Origin of the sequence: Corynebacterium sp. (genome assembly GCF_030538285.1) — a bacterium.
In the GTDB taxonomy this organism is placed as follows: domain Bacteria; phylum Actinomycetota; class Actinomycetes; order Mycobacteriales; family Mycobacteriaceae; genus Corynebacterium.
In genome coordinates this window covers 86,956-102,265 of sequence record NZ_JAUNUG010000004.1, presented here as the reverse complement: position 1 = coordinate 102,265, position 15,310 = coordinate 86,956, and the positions used below count along the sequence as shown (strand labels likewise).

Below are 15,310 nucleotides of genomic sequence, written 5' to 3'. Positions count from 1 at the left end.
CCGAACGCGGTATGTTAGCAGTACTAACATCAGACTAGGGAGAAGAGTAAGCAGTGTCAACATCCGCGAAGCCCTACCACCACGGGGACCTGCGTGCGGCGCTGATCAGGGCGGCCGTCGACATACTCGAGGAGGGTGAGAACTTCTCCCTGCGCGCGGTGGCGCGCCGCACGGGCGTCTCCCCCACTGCCCCCTACCGGCATTTCCCCGACCGCGAGGCGCTCGACTCAGCCGTCGCCGGCGAGGGCTTCACCGATCTGCACCGGGCCCTGACTGCCACTCTTGACGCCTCCCCGGTCGGCGCAGACCCTGTAGCAGTGATGGCCGAACTGGGAGTCACTTACGTCGCCTTCGCCCAGCGCCGCCCCGCCGTCTTCCGCCTCATGTTCGCCGGCGGCTGCAGCAACGGCAACGATGCCCGCCTTCACTCCTTCCTCGAAGAAACCCTCGGCCAGCTCTTCCCTCAGCAGGCGACCCCCGAACTGTGCACCGGCTTGTGGGGCCTCGCCCATGGCCTGGCTTTTCTCCACCTGGAACGCCCGCACGCGAACATGGCTGGGCAGGTGCGCGCCGCGGTGGAGGCCGTCCTCCGGCTCTAACGCTGACATTCCCCGCAGTAATGCGACGACCTGCCGCCCACCACAATCCGCCGCAGCGGCGTCCCGCACCGGCGGCATGGCTCGCCCTCCCGCCCGTAGGCGTTGAGCGAGCGCGAGAAGTATCCGGATTCGCCGTTGACGTTGACATACAGCGAGTCGAAGGAGGTGCCACCTTCAGCGAGGGCACGGCGCATGACGTCGGCGGCGGCGTCGAGAAGCAGCACCGCCTCGCGCTGCAACAGTGACGAGGCCTTCCTGGTCGGCGCGATGCCCGCCTGCCACAGCGCCTCGTCGGCGTAGATGTTGCCGATGCCGCTGACGACCTCCTGGTTGAGCAGCACCGCCTTGATGGCCGAGCGTTTGCGACGGATCAACCGCGCCACCGCCACGCGTTCAAAATCCTCCTCCAGCGGGTCCCGGGCAATGTGGGCGACAGGCACCGGCACTCCACCAATCTGCGGGGTGTACAGCCAACGGCCGAAGGTGCGCTGGTCGACGAAGTTGAGCTCCCTGCCCGAGACCTGCGCCCTGATCCGCACATGCTTCGAGGGCGTGGGCCCGATGAGCATCTGCCCGCTCATGCCCAGGTGAACATAGAGTGCGTCATCGCCGAGATCGAGCCAGAGGTATTTTCCGCGTCGCCGCACAGCCTCCACCTGCGCCCCCACGAGCAGGTCCGCCAGCGGCACGTCCTGGCCGCGGTTGGCGCGCGGATGCAGTACCTCAACGTCCTCGAAAGCGCCGCCGATCAGGTGCGCCTCCAGCCCGCGGCGCACCACCTCAACTTCAGGCAGTTCCGGCACGCGGATTCTCCCGCAGCAGCAGGAACGCCTGGCGGGCGGACTCCTGCTCGGCGAATTTCTTCGCGCCGCCGACTCCCTGGCCGAGCACCCGACCGTTTACGCTCACCTGGGCGTTAAACGTCAGGTCATGCTCCGGGCCGGTCGAGGTCGCCTCGTACACCGGCATCGGGAGCTTAAGCTCCGCGACGCGTTCCTGCAGCGTCGTCTTCCAGTCCCGGTGGATATTGCTTGCCGACGCCCCGTCAATCTTCTCCGCGAACAACCGCAGGATCACCTCACGGGCGGCGTCGAAACCGTGCTCCAAGTAGATGGCGCCGAACAGGGCCTCGGTGGTGTCGGCGAGGATGGAGTCCTTCTCCCGACCGTCGGTGACCAGCTCGCCCTTGCCCAGCAGGATGTGCGGACCAAGGTTGATGTCCCGGGCGATGTCCGCCAGGCCGAAACGCGACACGATCGACGCGCGCATCTTCGAGATATCCGACTCCGGCCGCGAGGGGTACTGCACGTACAGCTGGTTGGCTACGGACAGCCCCAGCACGGCGTCGCCAAGAAACTCGAGGCGCTCGTTGTTGGGCAGGTTGCCGTTCTCGTTGGCGAAGCTGCGGTGCGTCAGGGCATGACGCAGGAGCTCCGCGGGCAGCGCGATGCCCAGGGCGTCGAGAAGCGGGGTGTGGTCGACTGCGGAGAAGGCCGTGGCGAGCGCCTCCTGGCCGGTCAGGCGACGCTTCCGGCTCACAGGAATTTCTCCAGGTCAGCCCACCGCGGGTCGAGCGGCTTATGCTCGCCGGACACCCCATCCGGGGACGGCGTGTCGGAATCCTCACATCCACCCTCGCACGTCGGGTTGAACGGCAGGGTCAGTCCGGCCTCATCGATGACGGCCTGCAGCAGGTCAATCTCATCGCCGATGATCTCGGGCAGCTCCTCGACCTGGCCCTCCTCGTCCTCCTCGCCGGTGACGAAGTCATCTGCCCCGGAGAAGACCTGCTGGACGCGCAGTTCCAGCGGCGGGTTGAGATCGCTGAGGCAGCGGACGCACTGGCCGGTGAGCTGGCCGCTGACGGTGGCGTCGGCCAGCACTCCCCCGCCGAGGTTGGTGAGTGAGGCGTCGACGGTGACCTCCGCCCCCTCGGCGATGCCGATCATTTCCGGCCCGATCCGGGTGGGGGCGGGGCCGGTCTGGGTGCGCTGCTCAAAGTCGGTGAGACGGGCAACGTGAAACACAAAAGGTGAAGTCATAGCGTGTCAGAGCCTACTCACTTCGGCGCCGCGACACACCCGCGCCCCGGCGCAGGGCCTGGCGGTCGCGTGAGACGGTGCGCAGTACCTCGTTGAGCGCGCCCTCGAACTCAGAGAGCTTGCCGTCGACGAACTGGTCGGCCTCGGAGCGCAGACGCTCGGACTCGGCGTGCGCGGTATCGACGATGCGGTGTGCCTCCTCATTCGCGCGGCGCACGACCTCCGCCTCGGAGACCAGGCGTTCCTGCTCGGCGACACCCTCGTCCACGCTGCGGCGGTAGGAGGCGTTGCCTTCCTCCACGAGGCGGTCGGACTCGGCCTGCGCGCGGTGCACGGTGTCCTCTGCTTCTCGACGCGCCGAGGTGATCATGTGCTCCACGTCCTCCTCCGCCTTGGCGACGAGGTTGGTGGCGTGGCGCTGGGCGTCGTCGACCATGTGGTCGGAGTCGGCCTGCGCGCGGGTGAGGATCTCATGGGCCTGAGCCTCGGCGTCGGCGATCATCTCGCGGGCGCGGTCCTCGGCGCCGCGGAGGATCTCCTCCTGCTTGTCCAGAACGTCCTGCGCATCGTCGATTTCGACGGGCAGGGCGTTGCGGAGATCGTCGAGAAGCGCGAGGGTGTCGTTGCGCGGCACCATGCAGTTGGAGGTCATGGGCACGCCATAGGCCTGCTCCACGGTCTGGTTGAGCTCGTCCAGGGCTTCGAAGACTCTATACATGCCTCAAACGATACTGGCCCCACCACAGAATGTGCGGCAGGGCCAGGTATGGAGTGTCAGATGTTAGATGACACCCTGGGCGAGCATCGCGTCCGCGGTCTTCTTGAAGCCGGCGATGTTGGCGCCGGTGACGTAGTCCCCCTCGCGGCCGTACTCCTCGGCGGTACGGGACATGGTGCGGAAGATCTTCGACATGATCTTGTGCAGGCGCTGGTCGGTGTACTCGAAGGACCAGGAGTCACGGGAGGCGTTCTGCTGCATCTCCAGGGCGGAGGTGGCCACACCACCGGCGTTGGCGGCCTTGCCGGGCGCGAAGTGAATGCCCTTCTCGCGGAAGACCTCGATGGCCTCCGGGGTAGAGGGCATGTTCGCGCCCTCCGCGACGAAGCGAACACCGTTGTCGGCCAGGGTGCGGGCGTGGTCGCCGTTGAGCTCGTTCTGGGTAGCGCACGGCAGGGCGACGTCGGCCGGGAGGTCCCAGATGGAGCCCTCGGCGTGGAAGGTGACGCCCGCGGCTTCCTCCGCGTAGCAGTTGATGCGCTCGCGGCGGTTCTCCTTGATGTCCCGGAGCAGCTCGACGTCAATGCCGTTGGGGGCATGGATCCAGCCGGAGGAGTCGGACATACCGATGACGGTGGCGCCCAATTCCTGGGCCTTCTGCGTGGCGTAGATGGCCACGTTGCCGGAACCGGAGACGATGACCTTGGCGCCGGACATGTCGGCACCGTGGGCACGCATCATCTCCTGTGTGAGGTAGACGCAGCCGTAGCCGGTTGCCTCGGTGCGCACGAGGGAGCCACCCCAGGCGAGACCCTTGCCGGTGAGCACACCGGACTCGTGCTGACCGGCCAGACGACGGTACTGACCGAAGAGGAAACCGACCTCGCGGCCGCCGACACCGATGTCACCGGCGGGCACGTCCTTGTACTCACCGATGTGGTTGTGCAGCTCGGTCATGAAGGACTGGCAGAAGCGCATGACCTCGAGCTCGGACTTGCCCTTGGGGTCGAAGTCGGAGCCGCCCTTGCCGCCGCCGATGGGCAGGCCGGTCAGGGAGTTCTTGAAGATCTGCTCGAAGCCCAGGAACTTGATGATGCCCAGGTTGACCGAGGGGTGGAAACGCAGACCACCCTTGTAGGGGCCCAGTGCGGAGTTGAACTGGACGCGGAAGCCGCGGTTGACCTGTACGACGCCGTTGTCGTCGATCCACGGCACGCGGAAGATGAGCTGACGCTCCGGCTCGCAGAGGCGCTGGATGAGGCCGTAGTCCGCGTAGTGCGGATCCTTCTCCAGCACGATCTTGAGGGAGGCGAGCACTTCTGCGACTGCCTGGTGGAACTCCGGTTCTCCTGCGTTCCGCTTGAGGAGCATGTTGTAGTAGGAGGAGACCTGCTCGTCGATCGACATACGAGTCCTTTCCGGCCCGCAGTCGCGGGCTGCCTGGGGGTGGCTTTTCTAACGGCTAACAGTTTTCACGCGAGACGGCGTCCATGCAAGTCACCGGCGAGTTGAATGCGTCACTCACCCTACCCCCTAGACTTGGGCCCCATGGTCCATATCATCATCGCCCCCGACTCCTTCAAGGGCACTGCCACCGCCGAGCAGGCCGCACACCTGCTCGGGGAGGGTGTCCGCTCGATCATCCGGGACGCCGAGATCACACTCGCCCCCATGGCTGACGGGGGTGAAGGCACGGCCGCCACCTTCGCCGGCGAGACGATCACCTTGCCCACCACGGACGCCGCGGGCCGTCTCACCGAGGCTTCCTATGTCTTCGACGGCTCTACCGCCTATATCGATATCTCCGCCGCCTCCGGTCTCCCCGCGGTCGCGGACAACAAGGTTCCGCTGAGCGGTGACACCTACGGCACGGGTGTGCTCATCGCTGACGCGCAGACCCGCGGTGCTTCCCGCATCGTGTTGTGCCTGGGTGGTTCCGCTACTTCCGACGCCGGCACCGGCATCCTCGTCGCGCTGGGCGCCACGCCCCTCAACGCGGAGGGCTACTCGCTGCCCAAGGGCGGCGGCTCCCTCGGCGATCTCGCTAGCATCGACACCGCGCAGCTCAACATCCCGGCCGCCGCGCTCGAGTGGGTGCTGCTCACCGATGTCTCCGCGACCGTCCCCGAGGCTGCCACCGTCTACGCGCCGCAGAAAGGTGCGTCCGCCGAGGATGTCTTGCTTCTCGACGCCGCCCTCACCCACACCGCCGAAACACTCGGCATCGACCCGCAGACCCCCGGTTTCGGCGCCGCCGGCGCGGTCCCGGTGGGCCTGTACTGGTTGTCGACGATGCTGCACGGCACGTCCGATCACATCCATGTCCTGCCCGGCGCGCCGCTGGTCGCCGATGCCCTGGGTCTGACAGAGGCGATCCCGCAGGCTCAGTTGGTGATCACCGGCGAGGGTGCTTTCGATTCCCAGTCGCTGACGGGCAAGGTCGTCGGCACGGTGGCGGACCTCGTTTCCGGTACCGACGCCACGCTCGGCATCGTGGCCGGGCGTATCGACGTCGACCCCGGCGGGGACGTTCTCACGGTGGCGATGGGTGAGCCACGCGACGTCGAGAAGCAGCTTTTCGACGCCGGCGCCCAGATCGCCGCCGACTACCTGCGAATCTCCACCGCCCAAGGGTAGGTCGCGTCGACCTCGTAATTCCGCTCCTGCTCGAGCAGCACGGCGTCCCGCGGTAGGTCCGCCTGCGGGGTGAGGAAGCGGGACAGGACCATGGCCAGCTGGTTCATGGAACCGGTCTGGCCCTCCACGCGGATGAGGTAGCGGTGGACCTGCGCGTCGTGGAGATCATCGCGGTCCTCCCGCAGGCCTTCTTCGACGCCCTCGTACAACGTGGGGGTGTGATCGTGGGTGACGGTCGCGGCGGTGAGCTTGCCGGCGTCGATAAGCTTGGCCATCGCATTCTCGAAGATCCCCTGGAGCTCAAGGGCGGCGGAGTCGGGAATGAGGACATCGAACTGGATTGCAGGCATGAGGAAAGACTAGCCAATAACCTGGTGTGTATGAACCTTCCCGCCAATGCTCACCGCGATCCCATCACCATCATGGCCGACGGCACGATCAAACAGGTCAACCCGTTCTCCGGAACCGAGGTATGGACCGTACCCGGCCGCGGGAACCGGCCCCTGTCCAAGCCCGCCGTCGACCCGGCACCGCTGGGCCCGCACGACCGCGAGCACCGCTGCGCATTCTGCGCCGCCACCCCACTGGCCACCCCGCCCGAGAAAGCGCGCATGGTCCGCGAAGGCTCCGAGTGGAAGATCCTGCACGGCCTGCTCCCCCATGAACTCGACGACACCGTGCCCGCTTTCCGCCGCGTCCCCAACCTTTTCGAGATCATCTCCTACGACTACTGGGCCAAGAACTACGGCTACGAAATGGACGCCGAGTCCTCGCAGCGCATGGCCACCTACCTAGCGGATCCGGCAGGCCGCGCCCACGTCCTGGACATTGTCCGCACGCGTCTGACCGCCGGCGGCAAGTCCGCTGACCTCAGCGAAGAGGAATTGCTCGACTACGTCCCCGCCTATTTCGGCGGCGGGCACGATGTCATCATCGCGCGCCGTCACTTCACCGACGAAGCCACCCACGACAATGAACTGGCCGCCTCCGGCACGTTGACCCCTGACGAGCACTTCGCGTTCACGCTGTTCACCATTGATGGCATCGACGATCTCTACCAGCGCAACCGCTACGCCCCGTACGTCGCGGCCTTCCAGAACTGGTTGGCGCCTGCGGGTGCGTCCTTCGACCATCTGCACAAGCAACTGGTGGCTATCGACGCCCGCTCCGTCCAGGCCGAGCTGGAGATCGCCCGCCTCCGTATGAACCACAACATCTACAACGAGTGGGGTGTGGACTACGCCGGGTACCGCAACCTCATCATCGCGGAGAATGAGCACGCCGTCGTCCACGCCGGATTCGGGCACCGCTACCCCACCCTGACGATCTACTCCCGCTCGGCGACGCCTGAGCCGTGGCTGCAGTCCAACGATGAGATCCGCGCGATGAGCGACCTCATCCACGCCTGTCACGCGGCGACCGGCCCGGATGTGGCCGTCAATGAGGAATGGCACCACCGTCCCGTCGACCTTGATCTGCCCATGCCCTGGCGGGTGAACATCAAGTGGCGCGTATCGACGCTCGCCGGTTTCGAGGGTGGCACCAAGATCTTCGTCAACACGCTGTCCCCGGACAATGTGCGCGACCGGATGGTGTCCGCGATGTACCAGCTTCGCGACGAAGGGAAAATCGCCCAGGACATCAAGATCGCCACCGAGTGCTCCGCGCAGCGCAATTCCCTGCTCTACAACCCGTTGTTGCACTAACGAAAAGCGCGCACGTGCGCGCTTTTTCCGTGCACAAAACTACCCCTTGCGTAATGTCGAACAGGCATGCTACTGTCGAAATTATCGAACACAACTTCGACATATCCGGGGGACATCATGCTGGCTACCAGCACGGACTTATCCACACTCGACGATCACACCCTAACCGCATCCATCACCACCGCCAACCAGACACTGACCCGCTCCAAGGCCGCCTTCATCACCTCCGTCGCCGAGTTTGATTTCCGCGACCTCGCTCGTTCGCACGGCGCTTCGAACACCACCGCCTGGATGGTGCGCACCCAGGGCATATCCCCGCGCGCCGCCCAGGAGTACCTCAACGTGGGCCGCAAGATCCGGGCGTTCTTCTACCTCACCGAGGCCTTTCTGCGCGGTGACGTCAGCTACTCCAAAGTTCGGCTGCTGCTGAAGTACCTGACCCTTGATAACGAGCATGAGCTCGTCGAGCTCGCCCGCCTCCACACCGTCACGGAGCTGGAATCCCTGCTGGCCGGTAAGCCTCGCGTCGGCGGGCCTAAACCCCGCCCGGCGAACAAGCTCTCGGTCACCGTGTGCCCCGATACCGGCCAGGTCAAGCTGTGGGGCACCCTCGACCCGGAGGTCGGCGCCGAGTTCCTCGCGGGGCTCAAGGCCGCCGAACTCTCCGCTGATAAGGAGAAGGAGGAAAAGCCGGAGGGACCGGACTCATCCAACACTCGCTTCGGCGTGCCCGTCGCCACCAGCCTGTTCGGCTCTTTCCGCCAACTGATCAATCTGGCCCGCGCCAACCCCACGGCCTCCACTACGGCGCCTGGCGCGCAGGTCAACATCATCGTCGACACCGATGACACCGCTCGTCTCCCCTTCCAGCCGGCCGCAGAGGGCCGGGATCTGCTGCGCAGCATCATCAACGGCTTCCTTTCCATCCAGATCCGCGGGGCCGGCGGGCGCATCCTCCACCTCGGGCGCAGCTCCCGCCTGGTTGGTGCCGCCCAGGCCAAGGCGTTGTTGACCCGCTGGAACCACCGGTGCGCCACCCCGGGATGCGGCCACACCCGCTGGCTGCAGTTCCACCACATCGTCGGTTGGGCCTCCGGAGGCACGACGGACCTGGACAACCTCATACCCCTGTGTTCAACGCACCACGCCATGATCACCAGCGGTGAGCTCACGATCGTCCCCGACAACATTGACCCCGCCCTGCTGCGCTTCCGTTTCCCCGGCGGAGAATCCTGGACCTCCGCGCACCACCAACCGCCGATCCCGGATGAGTTCATGGGCTTGAACTCCGACAGCTACTTCGCCGGCCCGGTCCCGCGCGGCGATGAGCACCTGCTCAACACGTGGGAGCACGCGCACTCCTTCGACGATCCTGTGTTCCCCGAAAGCGCGCACGTGCGCGCATCTGACCCCCTTGACCTGTCCACTAGAGTTGAACCCGAATGATCATCAACCCCCTTGAGGAGTCTGAAGAAACACCCCATGAGCGACATTTCCCGCCTACTCACCCAACATTCCGCCGATCTGTCCTGGCAGCAGTCCTTTTACGAGGATCTGCACGAGCGCCCGGAGCTGTCCGGCCATGAGTATGAGACCGCGGAGAAGATCGCCCGCAAACTCGCGGACTTCGACTGTGAAGTGCAAACCCACATCGGTGGTTATGGCATCGTCGCCATCTTCCGCAATGGCGACGGACCCACCGCCTTGTTCCGCGCAGATTTTGACGCGTTGCCCATCAAGGAGGAAACGGGAGTCCCCTTCGCCTCCACGCGGGTGCGCCCGACGGCGGACGGGAAGCAGACGGGGGTCATGCATGCCTGTGGCCACGACATGCACACCACTGCCCTCCTCGGTGCGTGCGCGCTGCTTGACGCCCACCGGGAGTCCTGGTCCGGCACTTTCATTGCCTTGTTCCAGCCGGCGGAGGAAACGGGTGAGGGTGCGGCTGCCATGGTCGCTGATGGCCTGGTTACCCGCATCCCCCGCCCCGACGTGTGCCTGGGCCAGCACATCATGCCGGGCCGTGCCGGGCAGGTGCAGACCATGCCGGGCCCCCAGTTCGCTGCGTGCGACTCAATCCGGATCACCATCCCGGGCAAGTCGGCCCATGGTTCGATGCCGCATAACGCGGTGGATCCGACGTACATCGCCGCGATGGTGGTCATCCGCCTGCAGGGCATCGTGGGGCGGGCCGTTGACCCGAATGATTTCGCCGTGATCTCGGTGGGTTCGCTACGCGCCGGCACCACCAACAACATCATTCCGGATTCGGCTGAGCTGATCCTCAACTGCCGTTTCTACGATGAGACCACGAAGCGCCGTGTGTACGCGGCCATTAGGCGGGTCGTGGAGGCGGAGTGCGTGGCGTCGGGAAGCGAGGACGAGCCGACCTTCGAATTCTTCGGCCACGGCGAGCTCGTCGATAATGATCAGGGCGTGTTCGACACAGTCCGGCCGATTTTCAATAAGGTTTTCGGCCCGGACTCGGTGGACGCGAAGCGCACGACGGTGTCGGAGGATTTCGCGAACATCCCCTTGGCCTTCGGCGCTCCTTACATGTACTGGGTGGTGGGCTGCACCCCGCAGGCTCTGTGGGATAAGGCAGTCGCGGAGAATCGGGTGAAACAGGATGTTCCTGTGAACCACATGAACACCTTCCTTCCCGAGTATGAGCCCACGGTGGACGCCACCACCAAGGCGGCTGCCGCTGGTGTATTGACGTATCTCGGACGCTGAGGCGCGGAACAACCTGCCTGCCTATATGCTGGGACAAGCGGCTGTCTGAGGCAGCCCTGAATCATGTTGCCTATTAACAACCATCCAGGAGCAATCCACATGAGCGACACCCTGCCCGCGCTGAACACGACCGTTGGCGGCCATGTCCGCGCAGCATCTGGCGCCTCACCGGAGAGTGCCACCGACTACAAGTTCTGGTTCGGCCTGTCCCGCGGCGTGATGGAGCAGATCGCCGATAAGTGGGAGGCCACCACCGCCGCCTACGCAGGCGTCCGCCAGCAGCACTACTTCTCGGCCGAGTTCCTCATGGGTCGTGCTCTGCTCAACAACCTCACCAACCTGGAGATGGTCGAGGAAGCCGCCGAGTCGGTCCGTGAACTGGGCCATGAGCTCGGTGACGTGCTGGAGGCGGAGAATGACGCTGCCCTGGGCAACGGTGGCCTCGGCCGCCTCGCTGCTTGCTTCCTGGATTCCTCCGCGACCCAGGATCTGCCGGTCACCGGCTATGGCATCCTCTACCGCTATGGGCTGTTCAAGCAGGCCTTCGACAACGGTTTCCAGACGGAGAAGCCGGACGCGTGGAAGGAGAACGGCTACCCGTTCTACATCCGCCGTGAGGAGCAGCCGCGCATCGTCCAGTTCGATGACATGACCGTGCGCGCGGTGCCCTATGACATGCCGATCACGGGCTACGGCACTGACAACGTCGGTACTCTGCGCCTGTGGAAGGCCGAGCCGATGGAGGAGTTCGACTACGACGCCTTCAACTCCCAGCGCTTCACCGACGCCATCGTCGAGCGCGAGGCTGTCATGGATCTGTGCCGCGTGCTCTACCCGAACGACACCACCTACGCCGGCAAGGTGCTGCGTGTGCGCCAGCAGTACTTCTTCGTCTCCGCTTCCCTGCAGGCGATGATCGAGTCGCACCTGGAGAACCACGGTGACCTGGCGTCTTTCGCCGAGTTCAACTCCATCCAGCTCAATGACACCCACCCGGTGCTCGCCATTCCGGAGCTCATGCGTCTGCTGCTCGACGAGCACGAGATGACCTGGGAGGATGCCTGGGACATCGTCACCAAAACTTTCGCCTACACCAACCACACCGTGCTGGTGGAGGCCCTCGAGCAGTGGAACGTCTCGATCTTCCAACAGCTCTTCGGCCGCGTGTGGGAGCTCACCGTCGAGATCGACCGTCGTTTCCGCGATGACCTGCGCGAGCGCGGCCTGGACGAGGAGACCATCAACCGTATGGCCCCGGTCCAGGACGGTCACGTCCACATGGCGTGGATCGCCTGCTACGCCGCCTACTCCATCAACGGTGTCGCCGCGCTGCACACCGAGATCATCAAGCGTGACACCCTCGGCGACTGGCACGCGATCTGGCCGGAGAAGTTCAATAACAAGACCAACGGTGTGACCCCGCGCCGTTGGCTGAAGATGTGCAACCCGCGTCTGTCCGACCTGCTCACCCGCCTGGTCGGTTCTGATGAGTGGGTCACCGACATGGACAAGCTCAAGGAGATCGCCCACTACGGCGACGATGAGGCGGTCATGCAGGAGCTGCTCGACATCAAGGAGGCCAACAAGGCTGACTTCGCCGAGTGGATCCTGGAGCGTCAGGGCATCGAGGTTGATCCGCACTCGATCTTCGACACCCAGATCAAGCGTCTCCATGAGTACAAGCGTCAGCTGCTCAACGCCCTGTACATCCTCGACCTGTACCTGCGGATCAAGCAGGACGGTCTCACCGATGTCCCGCCGCGCACCTTCATCTTCGGTGCGAAGGCTGCCCCGGGTTACTACCGCGCGAAGGGCATCATCAAGCTGATCAATGAGATCGCCAACGTGGTCAACAACGACCCGGAGGTCAACGACACCATCAAGGTCGTCTTCGTGGAGAACTACAACGTCTCCCCCGCCGAGCGCATCATCCCGGCGACCGACGTCTCCGAGCAGATCTCCACCGCCGGCAAGGAGGCTTCCGGTACCGGCAACATGAAGTTCATGATGAACGGTGCTCTCACCCTGGGCACGATGGACGGCGCGAACGTCGAGATCCACGATTCCGTGGGCGACGACAACGCCTACATTTTCGGTGCCCGCGAGGAGGAGCTGCCGGAGCTGCGCGCCACCTACAACCCGTGGCACGCCTACGAGACCGTCCCGGGCCTCAAGCGCACCCTCGACGCGCTCATCGACGGCACCCTGGACGACAACGGCACCGGCCAGTTCCACGACATCCGTTCCTCGCTTCTCGACGGCGGCGGCTGGGAGACCCCGGACGTCTACTACGTCCTCGGTGACTTCGCGGACTTCCGCGAGACCCGCGACCGCATGGCCGCCGACTATGTCGCAGATCGCCAGCACTGGGCACGGATGTGCTGGGTGAACATCTGCGCCTCGGGCCGTTTCTCCTCCGACCGCACCATCGGCGATTACGCCCGTGAGGTCTGGAAGCTCGACCCGACCCCGATCACCAAGTAGTACGCACGCAGGAAGCGGCGGAGAGGATATCCTCTCCGCCGCTTCCTTTTCGCTTATCGACGCCCGCGTTACTTCCGCGTCGTGGCAGTCGGCGAGCTGGTGTCCTCGCCCAGGAGGTGGACGTGGATCATGTTGGTGTTGCCGGAGACTCCGGGCGGGGTGCCGGCGACGACGACCATCATGTCGTCGCGGTGGTAGTCATCCATGGCGAGCAGGGAGCGGTCGAGCTCGGCCATCATGTCGTCGGTGGAGCGGGCCTGGGCGCAGAGGAAGGTCTCGGCGCCCCAGGTGAGCGCCAGCTGGGAGCGGACGGCCTGGTGTGGGGTGAACACGAGCAGCGGCAGGTGCGAGTGCAGGCGGGCCACGCGGCGGGCGGTGTCACCGGAGGTGGTGAAACAGACCAGTGCGCGGGCGTTGAGGCGCTCGGCGATGTCGCGGGCGGAGTAGGAGATCACGCCGCGCTTGGTGCGCGGGACGTGGCTCAGCGGCGGCACGTGGCCGTCGGTTTCCGCCTGGGTGACGATGCGCGCCATGGTGCGCACCACGTTGTGCGGGTCAACGCCGATGGAGGTCTCGCCGGAGAGCATGACGGCGTCGGCACCGTCGAGGACGGCGTTGGCCACGTCGGAGGCCTCGGCGCGGGTGGGGGTGGAGTTCTCGATCATGGAGTCGAGCATCTGGGTGGCCACGATGACCGGCTTGGCGTTCTCGCGGGCGATCTGGATGGCGCGCTTCTGCACCAGCGGGACCTGCTCGAGGGGAACCTCGACGCCGAGATCACCGCGGGCGACCATGATGGCGTCGAAGGCGAGGACGATGGACTCGAGGGCGTGGACGGCCTCGGGCTTCTCCAGCTTGGCGATGACCGGCACGTGGCGGCCGACGCGGTCCATGACCTCATGAACGAGGTCGACGTCTGCCGGGGAGCGGACGAAGGACAGGGCGATGAAGTCGACACCCAGCTTAAGGGCGAACTCGAGATCGGCGATGTCCTTCTCGGACAGGGCCGGGACAGAGATGTCCATGCCGGGCAGGGAGACGCCCTTGTTGTTGGAGACGGGGCCGCCTTCGGTGACCTCGCAGACGACGTCGTTGCCGTTGACTTCGAGGCAGGTGAGGCCGACCTTGCCGTCGTCGACAAGCAGGCGGTCGCCGGGCTTGGCGTCGAGCGCGAGGTTCTTGTAGGTGGTGGACACGCGGTCGTGGGTGCCCTCCACATCGTCAACGGTGATGCGGACGACCTCGCCGGTCTCCCAGACGGTGGCTCCGTCGATGAAGCGGCCGAGGCGGATCTTGGGTCCCTGCAGGTCAGCGAGGATGCCGACGGCGCGGCCGGTGACATCGGTGGCCTCGCGGACCCACTTGTAGTTCTGCTCGTGATCGGGGTGATCACCGTGGGAGAAGTTCAGGCGGGCGACGTCCATGCCGTCCTCCACGAGGCGCCGAATGGCGTCCTTGGAGGCGACGGCGGGACCGAGGGTGCACACAATCTTGGTTCGTCTAGACACGGCTACCAACCTACTCTGTTTCCTTGACGACAGCGCGTCGGCGTCGCTGGAGCCACCAGAACACCCCGATTGCGATGAGGAACACAATGGCGGAGACCCAGGTGTTGACGCGCTGTCCGAGGATCATGGTGGCGGAGTCATCGCGCATCAGCTCGATCCAGAAGCGGCCCAGCGTGTAGCCGGCGACGTAGAGGGCGAAGATGGAGCCCGGCGCCAGCTTGAAGCGGCGGTCGATCCAAATGAGCAGGGCGAAGATGAGCAGGTTCCACAGCAGCTCGTAAAGGAACGTCGGATGGACAGAGGTGATGACCTCGCCCGTCGAGGTGCCGGTCAACGGGGCGAATTCGCCGTTGCCGTCGACGCGGTAGTAGATGTCCAGCGCCCAGGGAACGTCGGTGGGGCGGCCGTAGATCTCCTGGTTGAACCAGTTGCCCAGGCGTCCGACGGCCTGACCCAGGATGATGGCGGGCGCGACGGCGTCGGCGAAGGGCGCCAAGGGGATTTTCTTCCAGCGGAACAGCAGCGCCACGCCGACCGCGCCGAGTGCGACGGCTCCCCAGATGCCCAGACCACCGGCTGTGACGTTGAGGGCGTCGACGGGGTTGCAGGTCTCGCAGAAGTACTTATCGGCGTCCGTGATCACGTGATAGAGCCGGCCACCGATGATGCCGGCGGGGATGGCCACGATCGCCGCGTCCCACACCATGTCCGCGGAACCGCCGCGCGCCGTGTAGCGGCGGTGGGTGACCCACAGGGCGAGGAGAATGCCGATCATGATGCATATCGCGTAGGCGCGCAGCGGAATCGGGCCGAGGTACCACACGCCCTGAGGCGGGGAAGGGATGTTCGCGAGGATAGTGGTCTGCACGATTCAACAGTG

The 15,310-nt window shown here is 65.3% G+C and carries 14 protein-coding genes; 6 read left to right on the top strand and 8 right to left on the bottom strand.

From position 1 onward, the window contains the following. Positions 1-53 precede the first annotated feature (53 nt). Positions 54-599, top strand: coding sequence for a TetR/AcrR family transcriptional regulator (locus Q4G50_RS02720; protein ID WP_303376106.1), 546 nt, complete (start codon positions 54-56; stop codon positions 597-599). On the opposite strand, the gene mutM is transcribed toward Q4G50_RS02720, so the two are convergent. The 5 genes from mutM to gdhA all read right to left on the bottom strand — a co-directional run bounded on the left by mutM (position 596) and on the right by gdhA (position 4,766). Further along, the gene (mutM, locus tag Q4G50_RS02715) at positions 596-1,402 is read right to left on the bottom strand and encodes a bifunctional DNA-formamidopyrimidine glycosylase/DNA-(apurinic or apyrimidinic site) lyase (protein ID WP_303376105.1); all 807 of its coding nucleotides are present in this window, start codon (positions 1,400-1,402) and stop codon (positions 596-598) included. The genes Q4G50_RS02720 and mutM overlap by 4 nt on opposite strands. Next, positions 1,386-2,138, bottom strand: coding sequence for a ribonuclease III (gene rnc, locus Q4G50_RS02710; protein ID WP_303376104.1), 753 nt, complete (start codon positions 2,136-2,138; stop codon positions 1,386-1,388). The genes mutM and rnc overlap by 17 nt, the downstream gene beginning before the upstream one ends. Then, positions 2,135-2,641: a DUF177 domain-containing protein gene (locus Q4G50_RS02705; RefSeq protein ID WP_303376103.1), complete on the bottom strand. Its 507-nt coding sequence runs from the start codon at positions 2,639-2,641 to the stop codon at positions 2,135-2,137. The genes rnc and Q4G50_RS02705 overlap by 4 nt, the downstream gene beginning before the upstream one ends. A 13-nt stretch (positions 2,642-2,654) precedes the next feature. Further along, complete coding sequence (locus Q4G50_RS02700) at positions 2,655-3,359, bottom strand: DivIVA domain-containing protein (RefSeq protein ID WP_303376102.1); 705 nt, start codon at positions 3,357-3,359, stop codon at positions 2,655-2,657. Positions 3,360-3,422: 63 nt separating this feature from the next. Further along, a complete protein-coding gene (gdhA, locus tag Q4G50_RS02695; protein ID WP_303376101.1) occupies positions 3,423-4,766 on the bottom strand; it encodes an NADP-specific glutamate dehydrogenase in 1,344 nt (447 codons plus the stop codon). 141 nt (positions 4,767-4,907) lie between these two features. Between gdhA and Q4G50_RS02690 the strand changes: the two genes are divergently transcribed. Next, a complete protein-coding gene (locus tag Q4G50_RS02690) occupies positions 4,908-5,996 on the top strand; it encodes a glycerate kinase (RefSeq protein ID WP_303376100.1) in 1,089 nt (362 codons plus the stop codon). Here Q4G50_RS02690 and Q4G50_RS02685 read toward each other — a convergent pair. Next, positions 5,966-6,346 (bottom strand): hypothetical protein, encoded by a 381-nt coding sequence (locus Q4G50_RS02685; protein WP_303376099.1) that lies wholly within the window; start codon positions 6,344-6,346, stop codon positions 5,966-5,968. The genes Q4G50_RS02690 and Q4G50_RS02685 overlap by 31 nt on opposite strands. Positions 6,347-6,376: 30 nt before the next feature. Between Q4G50_RS02685 and Q4G50_RS02680 the strand changes: the two genes are divergently transcribed. The 4 genes from Q4G50_RS02680 (at position 6,377) to Q4G50_RS02665 (ending at position 12,922) form a co-directional block, all read left to right on the top strand. Then, the gene (locus tag Q4G50_RS02680; protein ID WP_303376098.1) at positions 6,377-7,702 is read left to right on the top strand and encodes a DUF4921 family protein; all 1,326 of its coding nucleotides are present in this window, start codon (positions 6,377-6,379) and stop codon (positions 7,700-7,702) included. A 117-nt stretch (positions 7,703-7,819) separates the two neighbouring features. Then, on the top strand, positions 7,820-9,148 hold the full coding sequence (locus Q4G50_RS02675; RefSeq protein WP_303376097.1) for an HNH endonuclease: 1,329 nt from the start codon (positions 7,820-7,822) through the stop codon (positions 9,146-9,148). A 36-nt stretch (positions 9,149-9,184) separates the two neighbouring features. Further along, the gene (locus Q4G50_RS02670; RefSeq protein ID WP_303376096.1) at positions 9,185-10,438 is read left to right on the top strand and encodes an amidohydrolase; all 1,254 of its coding nucleotides are present in this window, start codon (positions 9,185-9,187) and stop codon (positions 10,436-10,438) included. Between the two features lie 99 nt (positions 10,439-10,537). Continuing rightward, the gene (locus tag Q4G50_RS02665; protein WP_303376095.1) at positions 10,538-12,922 is read left to right on the top strand and encodes a glycogen/starch/alpha-glucan phosphorylase; all 2,385 of its coding nucleotides are present in this window, start codon (positions 10,538-10,540) and stop codon (positions 12,920-12,922) included. A 68-nt stretch (positions 12,923-12,990) separates the two neighbouring features. Here Q4G50_RS02665 and pyk read toward each other — a convergent pair whose 3' ends face one another. Then, positions 12,991-14,430, bottom strand: a complete 1,440-nt coding sequence (pyk, locus tag Q4G50_RS02660) for a pyruvate kinase (protein ID WP_303376094.1) — start codon at positions 14,428-14,430, stop codon at positions 12,991-12,993. Between the two features lie 10 nt (positions 14,431-14,440). Next, positions 14,441-15,298, bottom strand: coding sequence for a prolipoprotein diacylglyceryl transferase (gene lgt, locus Q4G50_RS02655; RefSeq protein WP_303376093.1), 858 nt, complete (start codon positions 15,296-15,298; stop codon positions 14,441-14,443). Positions 15,299-15,310: the final 12 nt, after the last annotated feature.